This window comes from Nocardia arizonensis, from assembly GCF_001310275.1.
In the GTDB taxonomy this organism is placed as follows: domain Bacteria; phylum Actinomycetota; class Actinomycetes; order Mycobacteriales; family Mycobacteriaceae; genus Nocardia; species Nocardia arizonensis.
In genome coordinates this window covers 91,736-110,938 of record NZ_LGYZ01000109.1, presented here as the reverse complement: position 1 = coordinate 110,938, position 19,203 = coordinate 91,736, and the positions used below count along the sequence as shown (strand labels likewise).

Genomic DNA, 19,203 nt, shown 5'->3' with positions numbered 1-19,203 from the left:
TCGGTGAGCTTCTCGATCGTGCGGGTGGGGGCGTTGGGGAGTCGGCGACGCGGCCGGATGGTGTCGATTCCGAGGCGGCGGCGGATGCTGTTGCGTTGGAGTCGTATCGGCGTGCGCAGGCGGAGTTCGACCGGCTGCGTGCGGAATTGGCCGAGACTTCGCGCGGCGTCTCCGAGGAGGAGGCTGCGGCGGACGCTGCCGCTCACGAGGCTTATTTGCAGGCGCAGCGGGAGTTCGACGCGCTTCGCAGTGCGCTGGACGCGCGGTTCGGGGAACTTGTCGAGCGTGCGGGCGGTACCGAGGGGACGCGCCCGGACGGGGGCGAAGACGGCGAGGGCACCGCGATTTCGGAAGGTGCGCGGGGCGAGGGCGCGTATCCGACGCGCCGGGATTCCGATGGCGAGGGTGACGAATCAGCCGGTGCGGATGACGATGGAGGGCGCGGGGATGACGATGCGGACCCGGACGGTCCGCGGCCCGCACCCGCCGGTCCGCCGTCGAAACCGCCGTCGAACGCGCCGCCCGCTCTGAGCCCGGAACCGGAGGAACCGCATCGCGAGCCGCGGCGCGGTTTGCCCGCAACCGCAGGCGAACTGGAACCGATCGGCGAGAACGGTCTCGACTCGACGCATCCGAACGGCGCGGACGATACCGCGGACCGGGCGACGCGGCACGGTGACTTCCTCGATGACGCGCGAAAGTTCTTGCGGGAACTGGCGGATCTGCCGCCCTCGGTGCACGACGACACACCGCCGCTGACCGATGCGGAGGCCGAGCATGTTCGCAGGCTGGCCGAAGCGCTGGGTTTGGGCGAAGCGCTCACGCGACTGCCCGATCCGCTGGGTGCGCTGGCGGAGATCGCCGATATGGCGCGGGCGCGCGGATTCCTCGACGGCGCACTCGATCCCGACGCCGTGTTGGGCGCGCCTATGCGGTACCCGGACGACTACGAGGCCCTCGATCTCGACGAGGTGCAGGACGGTTACGAAGCCTGGCGTTTCGAGGGCGACCCCGAGGCGCGCGAGCGAATCACCGAGGAACTGCGCCGAGCGGGGCTGGAAGACGATGCGCGGCAAGAACTGTCGGCGGCACCGGAGCCAGAGGCGGGCGAACTTCCGCTGCGACCCTCGGCGCTGTTGCCCGCGGGGGACGGCCCCGCGCAGCATCCGAGCACGCCGCGGGTGGAGTCGGCGCAGGGGGTGGCCGAGCGCCTCGCCACCCGGTTCGGTGTCGATCCCACCGATCCGGGCGCGATCGACGCACACCGGTATCGGCAGCTCATGCGGGCGGGGGCGATCGAGGCATTCGCCGAGACCGTGCGGCGCGCCCAGGAGGCGACCGATCCGCTCGCGCGGGCGCAGTTGGAGGCGCGTGCGCGGCGGCGGGCGAACCGGCTCGGCCTGCCCACCGATCCCGGTCTGACGCGCGCCGCCGACGATATCGCCCGGTTGCGCGCGGGTGTGGCTCGCGATGCCGCCGATCTGGCGCATCTGTCGGATCTGCTCGCCTCCGCTCTCGACGACCGCTGCCTGTCGATCGAGGTGGATGGCGAGCGGATGCTGGTCCGGCTGGTCTCCGACGGACCCGACTCCTGGCATTTCGAGTCCGTCGAACGGGTGGCCCCGCCCGCGCCGGGCCTCGAGAAGGCGGTCGAGGTCGCGCCGAAGAAGTCGTGGCTGCGCAGGCTCTGGGATCGGATGAACAACGGCTACTGGGGCGAATACCCCAAGTATCCCTCGGGTTCCGGTATCGATAGTTCCGGTCAGTCGCTACTCGGTCACGGCGCCGGTCTGCCGCTCACCAAGGAGAAGGACCCGACTCCGCACGGTCCGCACGGCGACGAATACGAGCAGTTGCAGACCAAGTTCAACCCGGCGCGCATTCTCAAAGAGGGTGTGCTCATGTGGCAGAACCGCGAACTGGTGCCTATTCTCAAGCACCTTTCCTCGCGGATCGCCGACCACGCGGGGGAATTCCTGCCGCTGCGCAATGTCGACGGCACCGAATACAAGCCGTGGATATCCGACGCCGACCCGGAGCTGCGGCGTCGGATAGAGCGGGAACTGCGCGATGCCGGACTCGATCATCTGCTCGAGCCGGAGAGCCGCGGGGACAACGAACTGCCCGAAGGCCGCGATCGCGGGTTGCCCTCCGGTTCACACGAGGACCCGGTGCAAGTTCCGCGGTCCGGCGACGCGTCCGTCGAACCCGCCGAACCGCTGCCGCCCTGGGCCGAGGATGTCGTTGACGCGGTGCGTCAGCGCCTCGCCGACGCCGCCGCGCTCGAGGCGCTCGCCCACGAACTCGGCATTCAGCTCACCGATTTCAGTCCCGAGGGTCTGCGACGCGCCGTCGCGGAGGGCGAATACCGACTGCTGCGCCGCGACGGCGTGATCCAGGGACTCGAGGCCGCCGCGCGCGGCTTCGACGAGGAGAACGCGCACACCCCGTATCGGTCGACCAGTTTCGGCAGCAAGGATCCGCTGGGGAATTTCCTCAAGGAGGTCATCGCGGCCAATGGCGGCGATACCCGCATGCTGGACTGGCGTGGAGTCAACAACGGTGGCGAATGGGTCAGGCACTGGGACGATCTCGAGGATACCGAGCAGCCCGGACGCGACCAAGGGCTGCGCAAGTACTTCGAAAACGCGTTGCGCCGTTATGGATTGCGTGACGAACGATCGGCATGGGCGCATCTGGCGGGCGTCGACATCGAAGCGCTCGCTCGGGACCGTGACGCCGAAATGGCTCGGCTGCGCGCGGAATTGGATCGAAATGCCGGCGTGCTCGACGAATTCACTCGCCGGGTAGCGGATTTCGAAGCCGCCGATTCGGGTGACCGCCTGATACTCGACCAGGAGAACAATCGGATCGCCATAGTCGATACCGGGGCCGGACACGAGCGAGCTCTGGCGCGCGCGCTGGCCGGTGCGGACCCGGATTTCATCGAGCGGTTGAACCGGGGCGAGGTCGGCATCGAGATCCGCGCCGTCGCATTGGACGACGCGGGACGTGTGCACATGGTCGAACTCGACCCGCCCGATGTGCGCCACGTGCGCACCGAGGTGGACGGTCGCACCGTCGACGTCACGATGGTGCGGGAGGGGATCGGCCCGTGGCGGATGGTGGACCCGCCGCCGTCGAATGCCGAACCGGCTGCCAATCTGCCTGCGGCGCAGGATGACACGACTCCGTTCGGGCGGGAACCGCGGTCGGCGGCCGAAATCCGGTCCGATATCGCCGAGGTGGCGCGGCGGCTCGGCATCGCTGACCCGACCGCCATGTCGGGTGAGGATCTGCGCGCGCTGCTGAGCGATCTCGACCGCGCCAACCAGGTGCGCGCGCGGCAGGTCGAAGCGCTCGTGGATTTCGCGCTGTCCGCGGACGCCATCGACACCTTCAACGACCTGCACGACGCGCGCAGCGCGCTCGCGCACAGGCTCGGAGTCGAGGCCGAGGACCTCACTCCCGAGGTCGTCGCGAATACGCTCGGCGACCCGGACACGCGGTCGGCCCGCAGGCATCAGCAGATCAGTGACCTCGCCGCCTACGCCAAGGAGCTGCGCTCCGTCGACGCCGCCGCCGTTGACGCGGCCCGCGACGCGCTCGCCCCCCATCTCGGCCTGGAACGCGGCGCACTGCGCGCGGGCGCCGACGCTCTCGCCGAGGCCATCGCCAACCGCATGGTCCGCGGCGACCTCGATGACCTCACCCGTCCGCTCGCGGACTACGTGCGAGCACTCGGCGCGATCGACCCCTACACCAACGATCTCGTCTACGACCCCGCCACCGATCCGAGGGCAAGGGGCGACGACCCACCCGTCCACGATCGCGACGCACTCGACTTCCTCCGCGAGGTCGGCGCGACCGACCTGTCCGATACCGGGCCGCTGCCCCCGGTTCCCGAAGGCGCGCTGCCCGGCCCGAGCCGTGACTACGCTCGCCTGCTCGGCGTAGACCTCACCGACGCGACCGGCCAACGCTTCGCCGAGGTCTACGAACTGTTCCGCGACGGTCGCATCGACAAGCACGAGCGCTTGACCCTCGAACAGCTCGCCGAGGTGCACGAACAACTCCGCGACGAGATCCGCCAACGGCTCGCCGACATCGCCGAACTGCGCGCCCTGCTGACCGAACCACAGGCCCCCGAACCCGCAAACCCGCAGGTCGCGGGCGGATACCCGGCCCTACCGCCGACGGACGGACTCCCCGCGGGCCCGACGGACGCGGCCCTGCCGCCCTCCGAACCTCCCGCCGTCCCGCCCGGATCGCGTACCCCGCAACTTCCGCCTGCCTCCGGCGGGCCGCCGACCCGGCCCGATATCCGGGATACGCGAGCGCCGCGGCAGTCACCGTCTTCGGACGGATCCCCGACACATCCCGACCTGCCGAGGGATTCGCCTTCGAGCGATCGGGATGTGAACGACCAGAACGGCTCTCGTCCAGGTGACCCGGGGGTGGACGCGCGCGACCGCGAAACCGGTCCGGCGGTCGATGTTTCCGACGGCTCCGCGTCTTCGGCGGTGGTGCCCGATGGAGCGACCAACGGGTCGGATCCCGATACCGCACCGGGTGCGCCGACCACGGACGCTCCGCCCGTGGCCGGCGACGGATCGACCCGCGCGGTTGTCCCGGGCGAGCCGCGGCGGCCGAGCGGTCACGATGGATCCGGTTCGGTTCCGCCCACGGCGGGAACCTCCTCCGATGCCGACGGTCGAGCCGCCACGAACGGTCGCCCGGCCGGTGGAAACGGGCAGGTGAGCGGTGCCGGTGATGGCAGCGCCCCGCGGCGGCTCGGTCCGACCGAGGTCGGGGCGTCGGAGTCGGGTGAGGCCGATGCGGCGGGAACGCGGGAGAATGCGGGCGACCGGCGGGACCCCGATGGGAGCGGCGACGTCGACAAGCCCTTCGACCTGGGATTCGGGCGCGGCGACTCGGCGGCGCACGCGCCGGATCATCAGCGCGCGCCGGACGGCGCCGGCGATACGGATCGGACACGCGGCGCCGACGATTCGGCCGAATCTCGTCGACTGCCGGATGGTGACACCGGTGACGAGTCGACGCGCGGCGGTGGTGATCGTGGTCGTGTCGGTGACGGCGATGACAGTGGTGATACCGGTCGACGCCGTGAAGGTGACGAGGCCGATGGTCGCAAGCGCGGCGGCGGGGATGACCGGGGCGCGGTGCGCGATCCCGATGCCGATGGGCCACGGCGGCGTCGGCAGGTGCCGGGGTGGGCGCTGCGCTCGCATATTCAGCATCGGGAGCACGAGAAGGACTACGAGGTAGAGGTTCCGCCGTTCGACGGGTCCGACTGGCCGGTGCCCACGCCCACGCCGACGCCTCCGCCCGAACCTCCGCGACCGCCGGAGCCGCCGGTGCCTCCGCAACAACCGCCGGTGCCTCCGCGGCAACCGGAACCCCCGCGGCAGCCGGTTCCGACCGAGCCGCCGACCAGCCCACCCGACCCGACGTGTCCCCACGATCCCCAGTGCCCGCCGGGTGGCCCGTGTCTGCCCGACCCGACCGTGCCGCCGATCCCGACGGAACCGCCGACGCTGCCTCCGCTCCCGCCGTGGCCGACCGACCCGGTGCCAACGGACCCGGAACCGACCGCCCCGGCGCCGCCGACCTGGGTGCCGACGCCGGATCGGTTCCCACCCGAGGGTTGGCAGTCGCCCGGCGGTGACCCGAACGGTCGACCGCCATGGGTGCCGACGCCGGATCGGTTCCCACCCGAGGGTTGGCAGTCGCCCGGCGGTGGTTCGGGAGATCGACTTCGGTGGTCGCCGATGCCTCCCGATCGATTCCCGCCCGAGGGTTGGTTGCCGCCCGGCGGCGGTTCGGGTGGTCGGACGTCTTCCGGGCCGTTCCCGCCCGACGGTTGGCGTTCGCCTGGCGTCTCGGCTGACGGCGAGCCGCCGTGGGGGTCGAGCACACCCGGTCCGGGCTCCCCGGGTGGTGGTCCCAGCGGTGCGTCTGCCTGGGGGACGCCGCCCGATGGTGATCCGACCGGTCGGCGTCCGTGGGGATCGGCGCGGCCGGAGCAATTCCCGCCGGACAATTGGCCGCCTTCGAGCGGCAATCCCGTTCAGCCCCCGTGGGGGCAGACGCCTGCCCCCATGCCCGATGGCTGGTCCGGCAGCGGTCCGGTCGATCAGCCTCCGTGGGGCTCGGCACAATCCGACGGCAACCCGCCTGCTTGGGGATCGCCCGCCAAGCACTCGCCCGGCGGACATTCGGGCGACCGGTACGGACCGGCACCGGATCGGTACTCGAACGGCTCCCCGGACAACCTGCCCCCGGGGGGATCACACCTGCCCGCGCAGCACCCGTCGTGGCACGGCCCGCAGTCGCCCACCCAGGGCTATCCGAACGACGGCGGCCAGGTGAACGGCGGCAGCGGGAGCAATGCCAACGGTGGCGTGTATCCGCCGGTGATGCCGCCGGTCAACGGCATGGGACAGGGCGGTAGCGGGCCGGGCGCGCGGCGGATGCCGGAGTACCGGCCGCCGTCGGAAATCCAATCGCTGCTGGTGCGTCCGTTCGCGGGGGCCGGGCTTTCGGCCGAGTTCGACCCGCGAACCGGGACATTGCACGCGACCCAGTCGACGCACGCGCGGCCCGCGGGGTATTACGCCAATCTCGGCGACGTACCGGTGGTGTTCTACCGTGACGGGGGTAGTTTGGTCCTGCGCGTCGGCAACCTGTCATTCGAGCTGGACGGTGCGGTCGAGGTCGGGTGGGACCGATCCGCCGGCCGTATCACCCGGTTCGCCGTGCTGACGGACGGGCAGGTGCGGTGCGAACTGTCCTACCGGTCGCTGCCGCCGGAGCTGGATCTCGGCTTGCTGGTGCGCGACGTGGCGGCCGACCCGACCCGCCGGACGACGATCTTCCAGTGACCGGGAGTGAAGTGGCGCGACGATCGCGGTGTGCTCGTGGTGGACGAACAGTAGGGAAGCGCAGTGGAATTGAAACCGGTGGCGATGTACCGCGAGATGTACGGCAAGGGGCACGCGGAGCTGCCCTCGCTGCGCACCGCGGAAACCGATGCGGTGGAACCGGATCGCGCTCGCATCCTGGACTACATGCACACCGCGCCGGGTGTGCTGGACGTGATGGAGTCGGTCGAGGATCTGGTGACCGGGGACGGCTACATCCAGGGCGGTTCGTCGCTGCATTCGGACGGTGTGTGGATCTGGCGGGTCGATTCGCTGAAGTATCTGGCGGACCGGCCGCTGGCGTTGCCGCCGGAGTTCGTGGCCCGGGTGCGCGAGCACGGCTACGTGCCGCCCGCCGTCGACGTCGACGATCCGGATTTCGAGGATGCCGTGATGGCATTCTTCTGATGGCCGGATCGGGCAGCGAGGAGCGGATGAGCCATGGGTGATGTCGCCGGAGCGGGTCGCGCGGGCGGTGCTTCGCCGCGCGTGATCGCCGCGGCCGACCTGACCGGTCTCGTGATCAGATTGCGTGCGCTGGACGCGTCCTGGCATCTCACCGACGCTCCCGTGGTGGCCGAGGCGATGGGCTGGCGCACGCTGGTGAGCCGGGATCGCTGGGTGCTGCTCGATACGGGATTCGGTCCGGGCAGCGGCAAATTCCATGCCGAGGACGGTCGGGTCGTGCGGATCGAGGTGCGGCTGAGCGATTTCGCCGCGGACACGCCCGAGGGACACGCCTGGGTCGCCGGGATATTCGACGAGGCGGTCGCGACTGTGGCCGCGGCCATCGGCGCACCGGACGATTCGAGGCCGGATGACGGCGCGCGGGTCCGCTGGGCAGGCCCGGAGGTGACGCTGATGCTTCAGCGGACCCCGGTCTCGGTGCTGCTGTGGTGGATCACCAACGCGCGCCTGGCCGCCGATGACCGCAATATCGAACTGGAAGACCAGGGTCTGCTGTGACCGGATGCGACGAGCAGTGCGAATAGAGGAGTGACCGATGGCAGGGGAGCAGTCCCCCGACCTGACCGAGCCCGATGTGGGTTTCCGGCTGGCCGCGGCGGCCGCGGCGAAGGCCGAGGACGTCACCGAACGAGCGGCGGAGCTGAGCCATCGGATCGCCCGCGAGGTCGGCGCGCTCGGGCCCGCGGGGTGGCGGCGGGTGGAGGCGAGTTTCGCCATGACCGCGGCGGCGGAGGTCTCGCTGATCGTGTTCGGCGACGACGTGGACCGGGTCGCGCGCGTGTTCCCCACCGAGGAACTGCTCGGCCTGCTGCGTGAACACCGGCATCTGTCGGCGGAATTGGGTGACGGTCCGTGGTGGCGTTATCTGCTGACGATGACGAGTTCGGGTCATCTCGAGGTCGACTTCGACTACGGTGACGAGCCGTTTCCCGACGATCAGCTGTTCGCGCCAACGGTGTATCGCACCGATCTGGAGATCTATCCGCGCGATCGGCTGCCGGTGTGGCTGGCGGCGTATGTGCGCAACGAGGGTCGGCAGACGCGCAGCCCGGAGGTCGCGGCCGAGCAGGCGCGCGCCGATGCCGCGGCGGGCCGGGTCGGCGTGGGTTCGGCGCCGGACGAGGAGTTCCCGGCGCTGGAACCGATGGCGCGCCGATGGGCGCTGATCGCCGCGGCGTTCGTCGCGATCCGGTCGGAGTGGGGTCCGCGGATCTCGCCCGCCTTCCACATCTTCGAGGGCTCCACCCATCACGGTTCGACGCTGTGCCTGTTGCCGGGCGACCGCGCGGTGCTCTCCGGCGGCATCTGGAACGCACCGGAACTCGACGCGGCCTACAACCATTCGGCCGGGTTGCCGCAGCTGTATGCCGGTGCGCCGGAATGGGTCGCCGATCCGGTGTTGAATCGGCGCGCGGGCAACGGCATGCTCACGTTCTGCTACTGGTGGGAGCACGGGCGCTGGTATCGCGGTGCCTCGCCGGGTGCCGACGATCTCGCCCCCGCCGTGCCTGGCATGTGGTCGACGCGGACCGTGACGGAGCTGCTGACGGGGCTGTTGGGCGCCGAGGCGACCCGGGGTCAGCTCGACGCGCTGCCGGGTCTGGTGCAGGCCGCGGAGAGTGCGGCGGTCGCGGTCGAGGCGCTGACCGCGGTGTTCCCGCGCGAGCGGTACGACCTCGACGGCGCATGGTTCCAACTGTCGCTCGCGGGGGTCGCCGCGACGCGCGGCGCCGGACTCGCGCGGGACGCGGACCGATGAGTGTCGATTCTCGGCGAGTGCCCCTGATTTTGGTGGCATGGCGTCCTCGGACGCGAATTCCGAATGCGGAGTAGACTTCTGTTGGGGCGCTCCGGTATCGGCGCGTGCGCAACGAGTCGGGTGAGTCTTCCGTAACCCGTCTGACCGGGACTGGGGATTGCCGGCCGACTCGCCGTAACCGGCGGGAGTTGGTCAGTACACGCGGAATTCACTCGGCCGACCGTAGAATCACCTGCGAGCCGGGCGAATCAGTGGTGTCGCGGGCAGTGGCGTCGGGTGGGGCGTCGGCGATCTGGGCGGACGATCTGGGCGGACAGGGAGGCCTGACGGGAATGACACCGGGACCATCTTCAGCGCAGGAATGGGCGGGGCTGCGTTCCGCCGCGTCCGACGGCGCGTTGCTGCTCGAGCCGTCGGCATTGCCCGATCTCGTGACCGCGGCGACCAATGCCCGCGTGCAGGTGAACACCGTGAAATTGTCGGTGGATCTCGTCGGGAACCTGAAGGCGTTCTCCTCGCTGTTCTCGGGAGATCAGCTGGCGCAGCAGTTCTCGAAGAAGGCCGAGGAACTGACCGGCATCCTGACCAAACACCAGACCATCCTCGACGACGTCGCCGAGACGTTCATGGAGGCCGGTCGGCACTACAAGGGCGCCGACAGCTCGAGCCAGGTCGACATGAACCAATTGCGCACGACCATCGAGCAAGCCAAGTCCAAGGGCTACAAGCAGGCCGTCTACGGACCCTTCGTGACGAACCATCCCACCGGCAACGGCTCGGTGAACCTGCCGAGTTCGCTGCTGGATGGTGTGACCTACGATCCACCGCGCATCACGGCCGAGGATCCGGGCGCCTACGACTACGACAAGCTGGCGGGCATTCGCGATTCCATTCGGGGCGTGCCCTATTCGCTGGCGGGTGCGGTCGCGCAGTGGCGGCAGCTTTCCAAGTCGCTGAACACCAGCTTCGACGACCTGCACACCAAAGTCGAGGCAAGCCAGAAGCATTGGACCAGTCCGGGTGGCGCCACCAGGGCGCGCCAGGCGATGACCAACTATCACGACGGCAACGACACGCTGATCGCGAGGATCGACAATGTCGCGACACTGCTGAACTACGCGGCGGGCTGGCTGGATTCCACCCAGACCGGGTTGACCACCGCTTTGATGCTGAACCAGTGCTACACCTCACCCGCCGCCGCACAGGCGGCCAAGGAAGCGGCCGCCAAACTCGGCAGGACCGTCATGTGGTCGGTCTACGTGCCAGGGGTGAACGCCACGTCCAGTCATATGGCCACGTTCCCGGAGCCCACCGCGCCGACCGCGGGCAAGCCCGGTCCCGGCGACGGAACCGGGACCGGCACGGGCACCGGGACCGGGACCGGCACGGGGAGCGGCAATACCGCGGGACTGTCCTCGGCCATCGGCTCCAGCCTGTCCGCCCTCGGCAGTGCCGTTCAGGCGGCCACGCAGAGCGCCGCCGGCAATTCGGCCACCAATGGCGCCCAGCAGGTCGCCGCCGGGCAACAGGGCGCCTCGGCGCTGGAGTCCGGTCTCGAACAGGCGAGTTCCGCGCTGCAATCGGGTTTGCAGCAGGCCGGTTCGGCGCTGCAATCGGGTCTGGAACAGGCGAGCTCGGCCGCACAGCAGGCGGCGGGTGCGGGGCTGGATTCGCTGGCGGGACTGTCCGGCATTCCGGGGATGGCCGGTTTGAGCGACCTCCAGGAGCAGGCCAAGAAGGCCATGAGCGCCGCGGGCAAGGGCGGTGGCGGCGGTGGGGGCGGTGGCGTCGGCTCGGGGGCGGGCGGCGCGGGCAGCGGTGCGCAGACTCTGGACGCCGCGTCCCGGCTGTTCCCGCGCGCGTCGGTCGCGACGACGGGCGCGGAGACGAGCTTCCGTGCCGGAGCGGCCTCGACCGGTTCGAGTACGCCCATGAGCGGTATGCCGATGTCGCCGATGGGCGCGGCGGGGCAGGGCGGACAGCAGAAGGAGCACAAGCGCGCGGAGTACCTCGACTCGGTGACTCATCTGGAGGAAGCGCTGGGTGAGGCGCCCATCGTGGCCAGACCGGTCGTGGAACAATGACGCACTCCTGGCAGTTCACCGGCGACGAATTCGATGCGCTGTGGGCGGGCGTCAAGGAGGAGTTCATGCCGGACCCCTTCATCCACACCTGCCCGCCGCGCAGCGCGGAAGAGGGCGATCGCATCCGGCGGGAGGCGTACACCGATATTCGGCAGCGGTGCGGCGGGGATCTCGACGAGATCGTGGACGTGCTGGTGCATCCCGATATCCGGGTGATCGTGCAGGGGTACGGCGGCGGGGAGAACCTGTCCGATCCCGGCCGGTCGGTACGGCTGCTCGCGGCGCGCAAAGGTGAAGTCGGTTATATGGTTCGCCAGAAGCCGGGTGAAACCGTCTATCACGCCGAGGGTTTCGTTGTCACGCGGCATGACGCCGTCGCGCTCGGCGAGGTGATCGCCCGGAATATGCCCGAGGCCGAGGGCGGCCGGGACGGGGAGATCCCGTTGGACGAGCCCGCCGACACCGAACTCGACTACTCCTACCAGCGGTCGCTGGTCCACCACAGCGACGACGAGCAGGCCGCGCGTGCCGCGGCGTTCCAGCGGACGCCTGCCGAACGTGAGGGCCTCATCCGCGTGGAGCAGGGCTGGTCGCGTTTCGGCCCGCGCGGCGTGCTGCGGTTGCAGCTCGAGTGGCGCGATCTCGACGGTGACGGTCGCTACGTGGTCGTGCCGGGTACTCCGCCGCGCGCGGTTGGCGCGGATCGCGTCCGGGTGACCGGATTGATCAACGCGCAGATCGCCGAGGTAGTGCGCGCCATCAAGGACGATCGGGCCTAGGAGGGCAGATGGAGGAATTCCCCACCGAGTTCACCGCGTCCTCGCTGACCGGGAGCATCGTGGTGCGGACCACCGAGCAGGGACTGCCGGTTGGTATCGCCGTCGAGCCCGCGGAGCTGCGGCGCGATCCGCGCGAACTGGCGGCGGAGGTGCTGCGGCTGTGCCGGAAGTCGGCCAAGCGGGCCGGGCTGGCGCGGCGTAATCAACTGGCGGAGGCGGGTTTCGATCCGGCATTGTTGTCGGCGACCGGTCTGCCGACCGAGGCGGAGGTCGCCACGACGGAGATCGTCGAGGAGCAGGAGTACGACACCGAACCGCAGAGCTGGCTGAGGTCGATATGAGCACGATCGAGACGATGGACGACCTGGTGGCGCGGGTGCGCGACCAGCTGTATCGGCTCCAGGATCTGCAAGAGGCCACGGCGGACATCAGGGTCGAGGAGACCTCCGACGACGGCGCGGTGACGGTGGTCGTCGACGGTTCCGGCGCACTGGTCGGACTCGAGTTCACCGGTGCGATCGGCAAACTCACGCCCGAGGATTTCGAACGTTCGCTGGTGCGGACGGCACACGCTGCGGTGGCCCGCGCCTATGCCGAGCGCGCGGCGCTGATCACCGCGTTCAACGAGGCGAAGACGTGAGGTTCGACTGATTTTCACTTCGGCGAGGAATAGCCACTGCCCGGGGCGGGTAGATAAGGTAACGAAACACCGTTGCCTGTTTCGAGATTGGACGATGGCCATGAATCAAGTTGCGGTAGTTCCCGATGCGGTGCGCGCGTACGCGGGCGCGTCGGCCACGATGGCGGCCGGTGTCGCGCAGGCGGGTGCGGTGGATCAGGCGGCCACGGTCGCCGCCGCGGTCCCGGTCTTCGGTCTCATCGGCCAGGAGTTCCTGCTGTCGTTCGTCTTCGCGCAGGCCAACCACCTCAGCTCGGTCGCGCAGTTGGCGGCGGTGCACGCGGGTACCGCGTTGACGGCGATGGAAGCCGCCGCCACCTACGAGATGGCCGACACCGCGGGCAAGCTCGGCATCGCCACGGCCACAGGGTAGCCATGAGTTATCCCGGGGGAATTCCTGTCCAAGGCGCCGCGTCGCCGGACCCGACCGTACTCGAGCTGCTGCGCGCGAGTTCGCTCGCGCCGATGCTCGACCGCCCGGTCGGCGACGTGCTCTCCGCCCTTGGGTTGCCGCAGCTGCCGCCGATGCCGGAATTCGTGCACCTGCCGGAACTGCCGCCGCTGCCGACGATCGATCTGACCGCGCTCATGCAACCGCTGGCCCAGCTCGCCTCGTCGTTCGGCACCGGGCAACTCGGCGCGATCCCGACCGCGGGCGGGGTTCCCGCCAATCCGGCCGACATCCTGTCGAATCTCGGCTCGGTCCTGAACACGGTGACCTCGCTCGGCTCGACCGCGCTGTCGACGGTGATGTCGCTGTGGCAGAGCGCCGCGGCCACCCAGGCCGCGACCAAGGCCACCGCCGCACAGGCCGACGGCGCCGAACTCGCCAAGCAGAGCGGCGAGGAGAAGACGGTGCTCACCCAGGCGGCGGGCAGCGTCGCGAAGGGCTCGGCGCAGATGGCGGCGCTGATGGCGCGCTACTCCGCGACCTTGGCCGCGGCGCCGGCCTACGCCCTGACCCCGGTCGGGCAGGCCGCGTTGGTGGCGGCGACGGTCGAGGCGATCACCGAGGGTCTGGCGATCGTCGCCGAGACCAAGTCCGAATTGCTCGTGCACAGCGGTCAGATGACGCAGGCGGGCCAGAAGGTCGAGGTGACCAACGCGCCCACCGGTGTCGACTCCGCCCAATCACTCACCCAGCTGATGAGCCTGATCACGCCGTTGATCAGCACCGCCGGTTCGATGGCGGGCACACTGCCCTCGTTGGTGGCACAGGCGAGTTCGCTTGCGACCGCGCACAACCCCGCGGCGAACCCGAATCCGATCGCCGGTGCGGGCGCGGCGGTGGGCGACGCCGACGGCGCCGAGAGCGCGACCGATCTCGAGGCCGCGGGCGCCGGTGGCGGGGGACTCGGCGCGGTGGGCATGGTCGGCGGTGCGGGGATCGGCGGCGGTGGCGCCGCGGCCGCGACCCCGCTGAGCCCGTGGACGGGCCGCAACACCGTGGCGGCGGGCGCGGCGAGCGCGGGCGCGAACGAGACCACGACCACGACGAGCAGCAGTGCCGTCACCGGCAGCTCGCCCGGCTACATGCCGATGGGTGCGGGAGCCGCGGGCGGCGCGTCGCTGGCGCGCGGCGGGGACGGCGGCAGCGACGCCGTGCAGTCCCAGCTGGTCACCGCCCAGCACGGCGACGAAGTCGTCGGACAGATCGAAGGGGTGGCGACGCCGGTGGTCGGCGCCGCCGAGGTGGCATCCACGGAGCCGCCGCCCGATAAGGCACTGACCTTGTGACGCAGGTATACGCCAACCGAGGAGAGCAGCGTGAGCAACACCTTCGAATTCGACGCCGCCGCAGCCGGTAAGGCCGCGACGTCACTCGACGCCATGGTCGACCGGCTCACCGATGAGCTGGAGGCGGTCACGCCCGCACTGCACGTCGGTCCCGCCGGGGTCGACGAGGTGTCGGGCCGGGCCGCGCTGACCGCCAACGACGTCGCCGACGACTTCCTCGCGGGCGCCGACCGCGGCGTGCACGAGATGCGCAAGCTGGCGGCGGGCCTGCGTTCGCAGGTCGCCGATTTCGAGCGCATGGAATCCGACAACGCAGGCGGATTCAACGGGTCCGCCGTTCAACAGGGATAGCGGTAGGCAGGAAGCAGGATCGATGATCGAACCACCGCAGCCCGGGTTCACCGGCGTGGTGTGGGAGGCGCGTGAGCCGTCGCGGCTGGCCGCCGATCTCACCACCGGTCCCGGTCCGGTGCCGATGGCCGACGCGGCCGCCGCGTGGACGCGGCTGGCGACCGCGTTCGGCACGGCCGTGCTCGACTACGAGCAGGTGCTGCGGACGCTGCGGGCTTCCTGGCAGTCCGGCCGCAGCGACGAGGTGTGGGAACGGATCTCGACCCTGCGTGACTGGCTGGTCGAGACCGCCGCCGCGGCTGCCGCCAATGCCGCGCGCATGCGGGCGCAGGTGGTGGCCTACGAGGTCGCCTCGCGCGCGATGCCGGGCGCGGCCGAACTGGACGCGATCGTGCAGGTGCAGAAGGCGCTCGAGAATGTCGGGACCATGCTCGGCGCGCCGGTGAAAGCCGTTGCCGCGCAGACCGATGCCGATGCCGACGCGGCCTCGGCGGTCGCCTCGCGGGTGATGCGCAGCTACGAGGCCGCCACCGAACCGCTGGCGACGCCGTGGCTGCACGCGCCGCCGCCGCCGATCGTGCCCGAGACCGCACTGGCCGCCGAACAGGGCGCGCGCACGTCGGAGTCCGCCGCAACCGACGCCGCCGCCGCGGCCGCCGCGGGTATGCCGGGTCTCGGCGCCATCGGCCCGATTTCGCTGCCTCCGATGGCGGCCCCCGTCCAGACGGCCTACCGCGCACCGGTGTACGCGCAGTCGACCGTCACCCCCGCGCCGGCCTCGACCACGGCCGCGCCGGTGCCCTCGGCCACCGGGCAGACCGCACCGGTGGTGCCGGGTGCGATGGCCGCGGGCGGCGGCCAGGACGCGGCGCGTTTCCCGCGCGCGGGCATCGCGTACGAGGAATTCGACCAGCTGGTGGCCGAGGGCGAGATCCAGGCCGCGCCCGCCGTGCTCGGCGGTGCCGAACGGCAAGCGCCACAGGCGGATACGGGTCAGACCACACCGACATCGGAGGGGACGGCATGACCACCCTCACCAACGAGGCGCTGCTGGCCGTGGCCGATCGGCTCGGTGTGCAGACGCTGCCGTTGGTACTGGCGGCCGGGCCGCGCCAGGACACCTTCGAGGCGTGGAAGGCCGCCCGCGACGACGCGGTCGCGCGACTAGAGGCCGACGGCACCTTCGACGGCTACGGCGATGTCGAACCCGGACTCGCCGACGCCCTGCACACGCTCACCCAGCCCGAGGCGGAGCTGTCCGGCCGCTGCTACAGCGCCGACGGCGTCCTGCGGATCTGCCTGGCCCGCCGCGGCGTCCGGCACGCCACCGCGATTCGCACCGGCGACAGCTTCGATATCGCCGCACCCGGTATCGACGGTTCCGACCGGGAACTGGCCCGCCTGCTGCTGGCGGCGCTGCCCGCCTGCCCGCCCGCCGAGGTCGCCGCGGCCAGCGTCGCGGCCGAGGATCTCGCGCGCAGGCTCGACGCCGCTCGAACCCCCACCGACTACGTGGACGCGATGTATGCGCTCGGCATCGACGCGCACGACGCGACCGTGCTCGGCACGGCCTTCGGCACCTGCCACGGCTACACCGAGATCGTCGCCACCGTCCACCACGACGGGCTGACCAGCCGAGCTCCTGGCGCGGTCGCGGTGTACGACACCGCGCGCGGCCGGATCGTCGTGGCGCCGACGACAGCGCCCGACGGACTGGTGTGGTCGACCATCACGCCGGGCACCGACCACCGCCTGACCCAGGCCGTCGGTGCGCTCCTCGAGGGGCTTCCCGGTGGGAGGTGGCTGCCCGACTAGACCGATCAGCCACTCCCGTTCCACTCATATCGAAGGAAAGGTTCGACCATGCCCCCTCAGGGACCAGTAGGTGTAGAAGCCGGTGGTGTAGACAAGGTTGTCTCCCACATGGAGTCGTCCATCACCAACCTGCGTACCTCCGTCAAGGAGATCGATGACGCCGCTCAGGCGGTGCTGCGCGGCTGGAAGGGTGACGCGAGCGACGAATTCGTCAAGGTCGCCCAGGCGTGGCACGACGAGGCCGACGCGCTGAACAAGAAGTTCGACCGCCTCACCGAGGCCGTCAACAGCGGTAAGAACACCATTGTGAATATGGACCAGGGCGGTCTGTCCGGCGGTGGCGGCGGCGCCCCCTCCGGCGGTCTGACCAACCTCGCCTGACACTTCTGCATCTAAGGATTTCCGATGACGATTCTCTACGATCCCGCGGCGATGAACGAGCTCTACAGCGACCTGCAGACGCACGGCGGGAAGATGAAGAGCGAGATCAGTGAACTCGAGAGCGCCGCGGGGGACTTCCGCGCGAGCCTCCAGGGTGACAACGCCATCTCCAACTTCGACCAGGCACACAAGAACGTCACCACCGAGTTGTCCGACACCCTGGACAAGCTCGACCGGCTGGCGGCTCAGGTCGAGGCGGCGCTCAACCGCGCTCTCGAGGCCGACGGCAAGGTTGGCGACGGTTTCGCCGCCTTCTGATCTCGGCGCCGGACGTATCCGGTCGGCAGTACGACGGCCTGTGCACCCGCAGTGCGCAGGCCGTCGTCGTCGCGGACCTGGGGCCGAACTCTCGGCGCCGAATCCTCAGCGGGCGGCGAGCGATTCGCCGATGTAGTGCATCTCGTCGGGTGTGGTGACCATGACGACGGTGGCGCTGCCGGTGCTCGTGCGCACGGTGATCCGGTTGGGCTGGTACGGGTCCTGGATCAACGTGACGTCGGGCAGGTCCGCGTCCGAGTCGCGTTCCGCGGTCCGTACTTCCACGATGGTGGCCCCGCCGAGGTGGGTGGTCGGCGCGATGCCGTCGTAGACCAGAACCGTCGTGGTCGGATACGGTGCCGCGGGCGCGGGCGGCGGACCCGTTTGCGGCTGCGGGGTGGCGCCGGCGGTGCGCGGCGCGATCGCGAGCAGTTGCGGCGTTGCCAGATTCGCCACCATGGTCTGCCAGGCGTTGGGACGGTTGGTGTGCACGATCACGTGCGCGCCGAGCGCGGTGGCCCGCAGCACGACCTGCTGGGCCAGATCGAGATTGCCGATGACGTCGACGTGGCGCGTGCCCGCCCCGATCAGCGGGACGGCGATGCCTTGGCCGAGGTGGTCGGCGCCGATGAGCTGACCGCAGCCGGTGGTGGGCACGGACAGGTCGGCGAGTGCGGTGAGGGTGCCGCGGTAGCCGTCGCGGCCGCCGAGTTCCTCGGCCGCGCCGATCGGCAGGGCGTCGAGCAGGATGTGTCGGTGACTGCCGGTGAGTTCGCGCAGACCGGGCAGCGGTGGCGTCTGCGGTGGCGTCGCGGTGTCGAAGCGGACCACGGCGTTGAGCACGACCGTGCCCGCCTTGTCGTCGGGGCGGGCGCCGCGCCGCGCGCCCGGATGCAGCCGCAGCGTCACGGTCGTCGACAGGCTCGGAGTGGCCCAGATATCGGCCAGGCCGCTCGAGGTCAGCATGGGCGCGGTCAGCTGGTAGTGCGTGATGTGGCGGTGCTCGCCGGACAGTCCCCGCACCGATTCGGTGACGGTCAGCGGATCGAAGCCGTGTGTCAGTTCGCGCACGGCGCCGTTCATCTCGGTCGCGGTCAGCATCGCGACATCGATGCCGAGGGTCGCCAGCCGGTTGGCGACCCGGCGGGTGGCGATGATCATGGTGCGTAGTGCGCCGACGGCCGCGCCGCCGCGCTTGTCGACCGCCGCGGCGTTGGCGAGCGGGTCAAGACGCAGCACCAGCCAGCAGGTGCGGTGCGCGACGGCGGGCAGCGGGCCGAGGATGCGGTCGTAGAGATGGGCCGCGACGCCGGTGCCCGCGGTGCGCGCCCCGGTGGCGATCACGTCGATGCTCGCCAGCTCGACGTCGAATTGGTCCAGGCAGCGGGCGATCTCGGGCAGTGGCAGCAGTTGGTCGTCGCTGAGGGCGCTGCGGCGCAGCAGCGTCAGGGTGTCCGGCGGCGGCGCGACGCGCAGCATGGTCAGCAGCAGGTCGCCGTCCCAGCGCACGCCGCACGCGCCGCCCTCGGACAGGGGCACGTCGAAGGCGGGCGCCCGGTCGAGGGTCGCGGTGCGCGCGCGCAGTCTGCGCCCGGTCCACGCCCCGATCCGCGCGGCGAGATTGCGTCCGCGGATCGGGACGAGTCCGATGGTCAGCACGACCGCGGCGGCGCCGATCGCGCCGGGCGTCGAGGCGGTGGTGGCGGTCACCACCCAGGCCGCGACGGCCGCGAGCACCGACACGGTCAGGCACGCGCGCAGCGGAAACATTCGGAACAGCCAGAAGTCGGGATCACGCAGTGTGTCGTACACGTTGTCGACCCGGGTTTCCCGGGCATTCATGGCGTCGTTCAAAATCGTTGTCCCTGATCGGCATACGTCTGATCTC

General features: G+C 70.5%; 17 protein-coding genes. 15 read left to right on the top strand and 2 right to left on the bottom strand.

Annotated elements, in window-relative coordinates; all coding sequences use genetic code 11:
• Positions 1-206: hypothetical protein (locus tag APZ21_RS35240; protein ID WP_204249156.1), on the bottom strand; the 206-nt coding region annotated here is incomplete at its 3' end.
• A gap of 366 nt (positions 207-572) precedes the next feature.
• Here APZ21_RS35240 and APZ21_RS25475 point away from each other — a divergent pair.
• The 15 genes from APZ21_RS25475 (at position 573) to APZ21_RS25405 (ending at position 17,315) form a co-directional block, all read left to right on the top strand.
• Complete coding sequence (locus APZ21_RS25475) at positions 573-6,905, top strand: hypothetical protein (protein WP_204249155.1); 6,333 nt, start codon at positions 573-575, stop codon at positions 6,903-6,905.
• A 63-nt stretch (positions 6,906-6,968) separates the two neighbouring features.
• Positions 6,969-7,352, top strand: a complete 384-nt coding sequence (locus APZ21_RS25470; protein WP_054815801.1) for a hypothetical protein — start codon at positions 6,969-6,971, stop codon at positions 7,350-7,352.
• Positions 7,353-7,385: 33 nt separating this feature from the next.
• On the top strand, positions 7,386-7,910 hold the full coding sequence (locus tag APZ21_RS25465; protein WP_054815800.1) for a DUF6301 family protein: 525 nt from the start codon (positions 7,386-7,388) through the stop codon (positions 7,908-7,910).
• Between the two features lie 37 nt (positions 7,911-7,947).
• Positions 7,948-9,171 (top strand): antitoxin YezG family protein, encoded by a 1,224-nt coding sequence (locus tag APZ21_RS25460; RefSeq protein WP_054815799.1) that lies wholly within the window; start codon positions 7,948-7,950, stop codon positions 9,169-9,171.
• Positions 9,172-9,503: 332 nt separating this feature from the next.
• Positions 9,504-11,255 carry a hypothetical protein gene (locus APZ21_RS25455; protein ID WP_156371327.1) on the top strand — a complete coding sequence of 584 codons (1,752 nt, stop codon included), beginning with the start codon at positions 9,504-9,506 and terminating at the stop codon, positions 11,253-11,255.
• A complete protein-coding gene (locus APZ21_RS25450) occupies positions 11,252-12,034 on the top strand; it encodes an ESX secretion-associated protein EspG (RefSeq protein ID WP_054815797.1) in 783 nt (260 codons plus the stop codon). The genes APZ21_RS25455 and APZ21_RS25450 overlap by 4 nt, the downstream gene beginning before the upstream one ends.
• An 8-nt stretch (positions 12,035-12,042) precedes the next feature.
• Positions 12,043-12,375, top strand: a complete 333-nt coding sequence (locus tag APZ21_RS25445; protein ID WP_054815796.1) for a hypothetical protein — start codon at positions 12,043-12,045, stop codon at positions 12,373-12,375.
• A complete protein-coding gene (locus tag APZ21_RS25440) occupies positions 12,372-12,674 on the top strand; it encodes a YbaB/EbfC family nucleoid-associated protein (RefSeq protein ID WP_054815795.1) in 303 nt (100 codons plus the stop codon). Before APZ21_RS25445 ends, APZ21_RS25440 begins: the two co-directional genes overlap by 4 nt.
• Before the next feature lie 100 nt (positions 12,675-12,774).
• Entirely contained in the window at positions 12,775-13,086 is a 312-nt protein-coding gene (locus APZ21_RS25435) for a type VII secretion target (RefSeq protein WP_054815817.1), read from the top strand.
• A 2-nt stretch (positions 13,087-13,088) separates the two neighbouring features.
• Positions 13,089-14,450 carry a hypothetical protein gene (locus APZ21_RS25430; protein WP_054815794.1) on the top strand — a complete coding sequence of 454 codons (1,362 nt, stop codon included), beginning with the start codon at positions 13,089-13,091 and terminating at the stop codon, positions 14,448-14,450.
• Between the two features lie 30 nt (positions 14,451-14,480).
• Positions 14,481-14,801, top strand: coding sequence for a PE family protein (locus APZ21_RS25425; protein WP_054815793.1), 321 nt, complete (start codon positions 14,481-14,483; stop codon positions 14,799-14,801).
• Between the two features lie 22 nt (positions 14,802-14,823).
• Positions 14,824-15,828, top strand: a complete 1,005-nt coding sequence (locus tag APZ21_RS25420) for a PPE domain-containing protein (protein ID WP_054815792.1) — start codon at positions 14,824-14,826, stop codon at positions 15,826-15,828.
• Positions 15,825-16,616, top strand: coding sequence for an ESX secretion-associated protein EspG (locus APZ21_RS25415; protein WP_054815791.1), 792 nt, complete (start codon positions 15,825-15,827; stop codon positions 16,614-16,616). Before APZ21_RS25420 ends, APZ21_RS25415 begins: the two co-directional genes overlap by 4 nt.
• Before the next feature lie 48 nt (positions 16,617-16,664).
• Positions 16,665-16,997 carry a WXG100 family type VII secretion target gene (locus tag APZ21_RS25410; protein WP_054815790.1) on the top strand — a complete coding sequence of 111 codons (333 nt, stop codon included), beginning with the start codon at positions 16,665-16,667 and terminating at the stop codon, positions 16,995-16,997.
• 24 nt (positions 16,998-17,021) lie between these two features.
• Positions 17,022-17,315: a WXG100 family type VII secretion target gene (locus APZ21_RS25405; protein WP_054815789.1), complete on the top strand. Its 294-nt coding sequence runs from the start codon at positions 17,022-17,024 to the stop codon at positions 17,313-17,315.
• A gap of 105 nt (positions 17,316-17,420) precedes the next feature.
• On the opposite strand, the gene eccE is transcribed toward APZ21_RS25405, so the two are convergent.
• Positions 17,421-19,169 (bottom strand): type VII secretion protein EccE, encoded by a 1,749-nt coding sequence (eccE, locus tag APZ21_RS25400; protein ID WP_239476807.1) that lies wholly within the window; start codon positions 19,167-19,169, stop codon positions 17,421-17,423.
• Positions 19,170-19,203 lie beyond the last annotated feature (34 nt).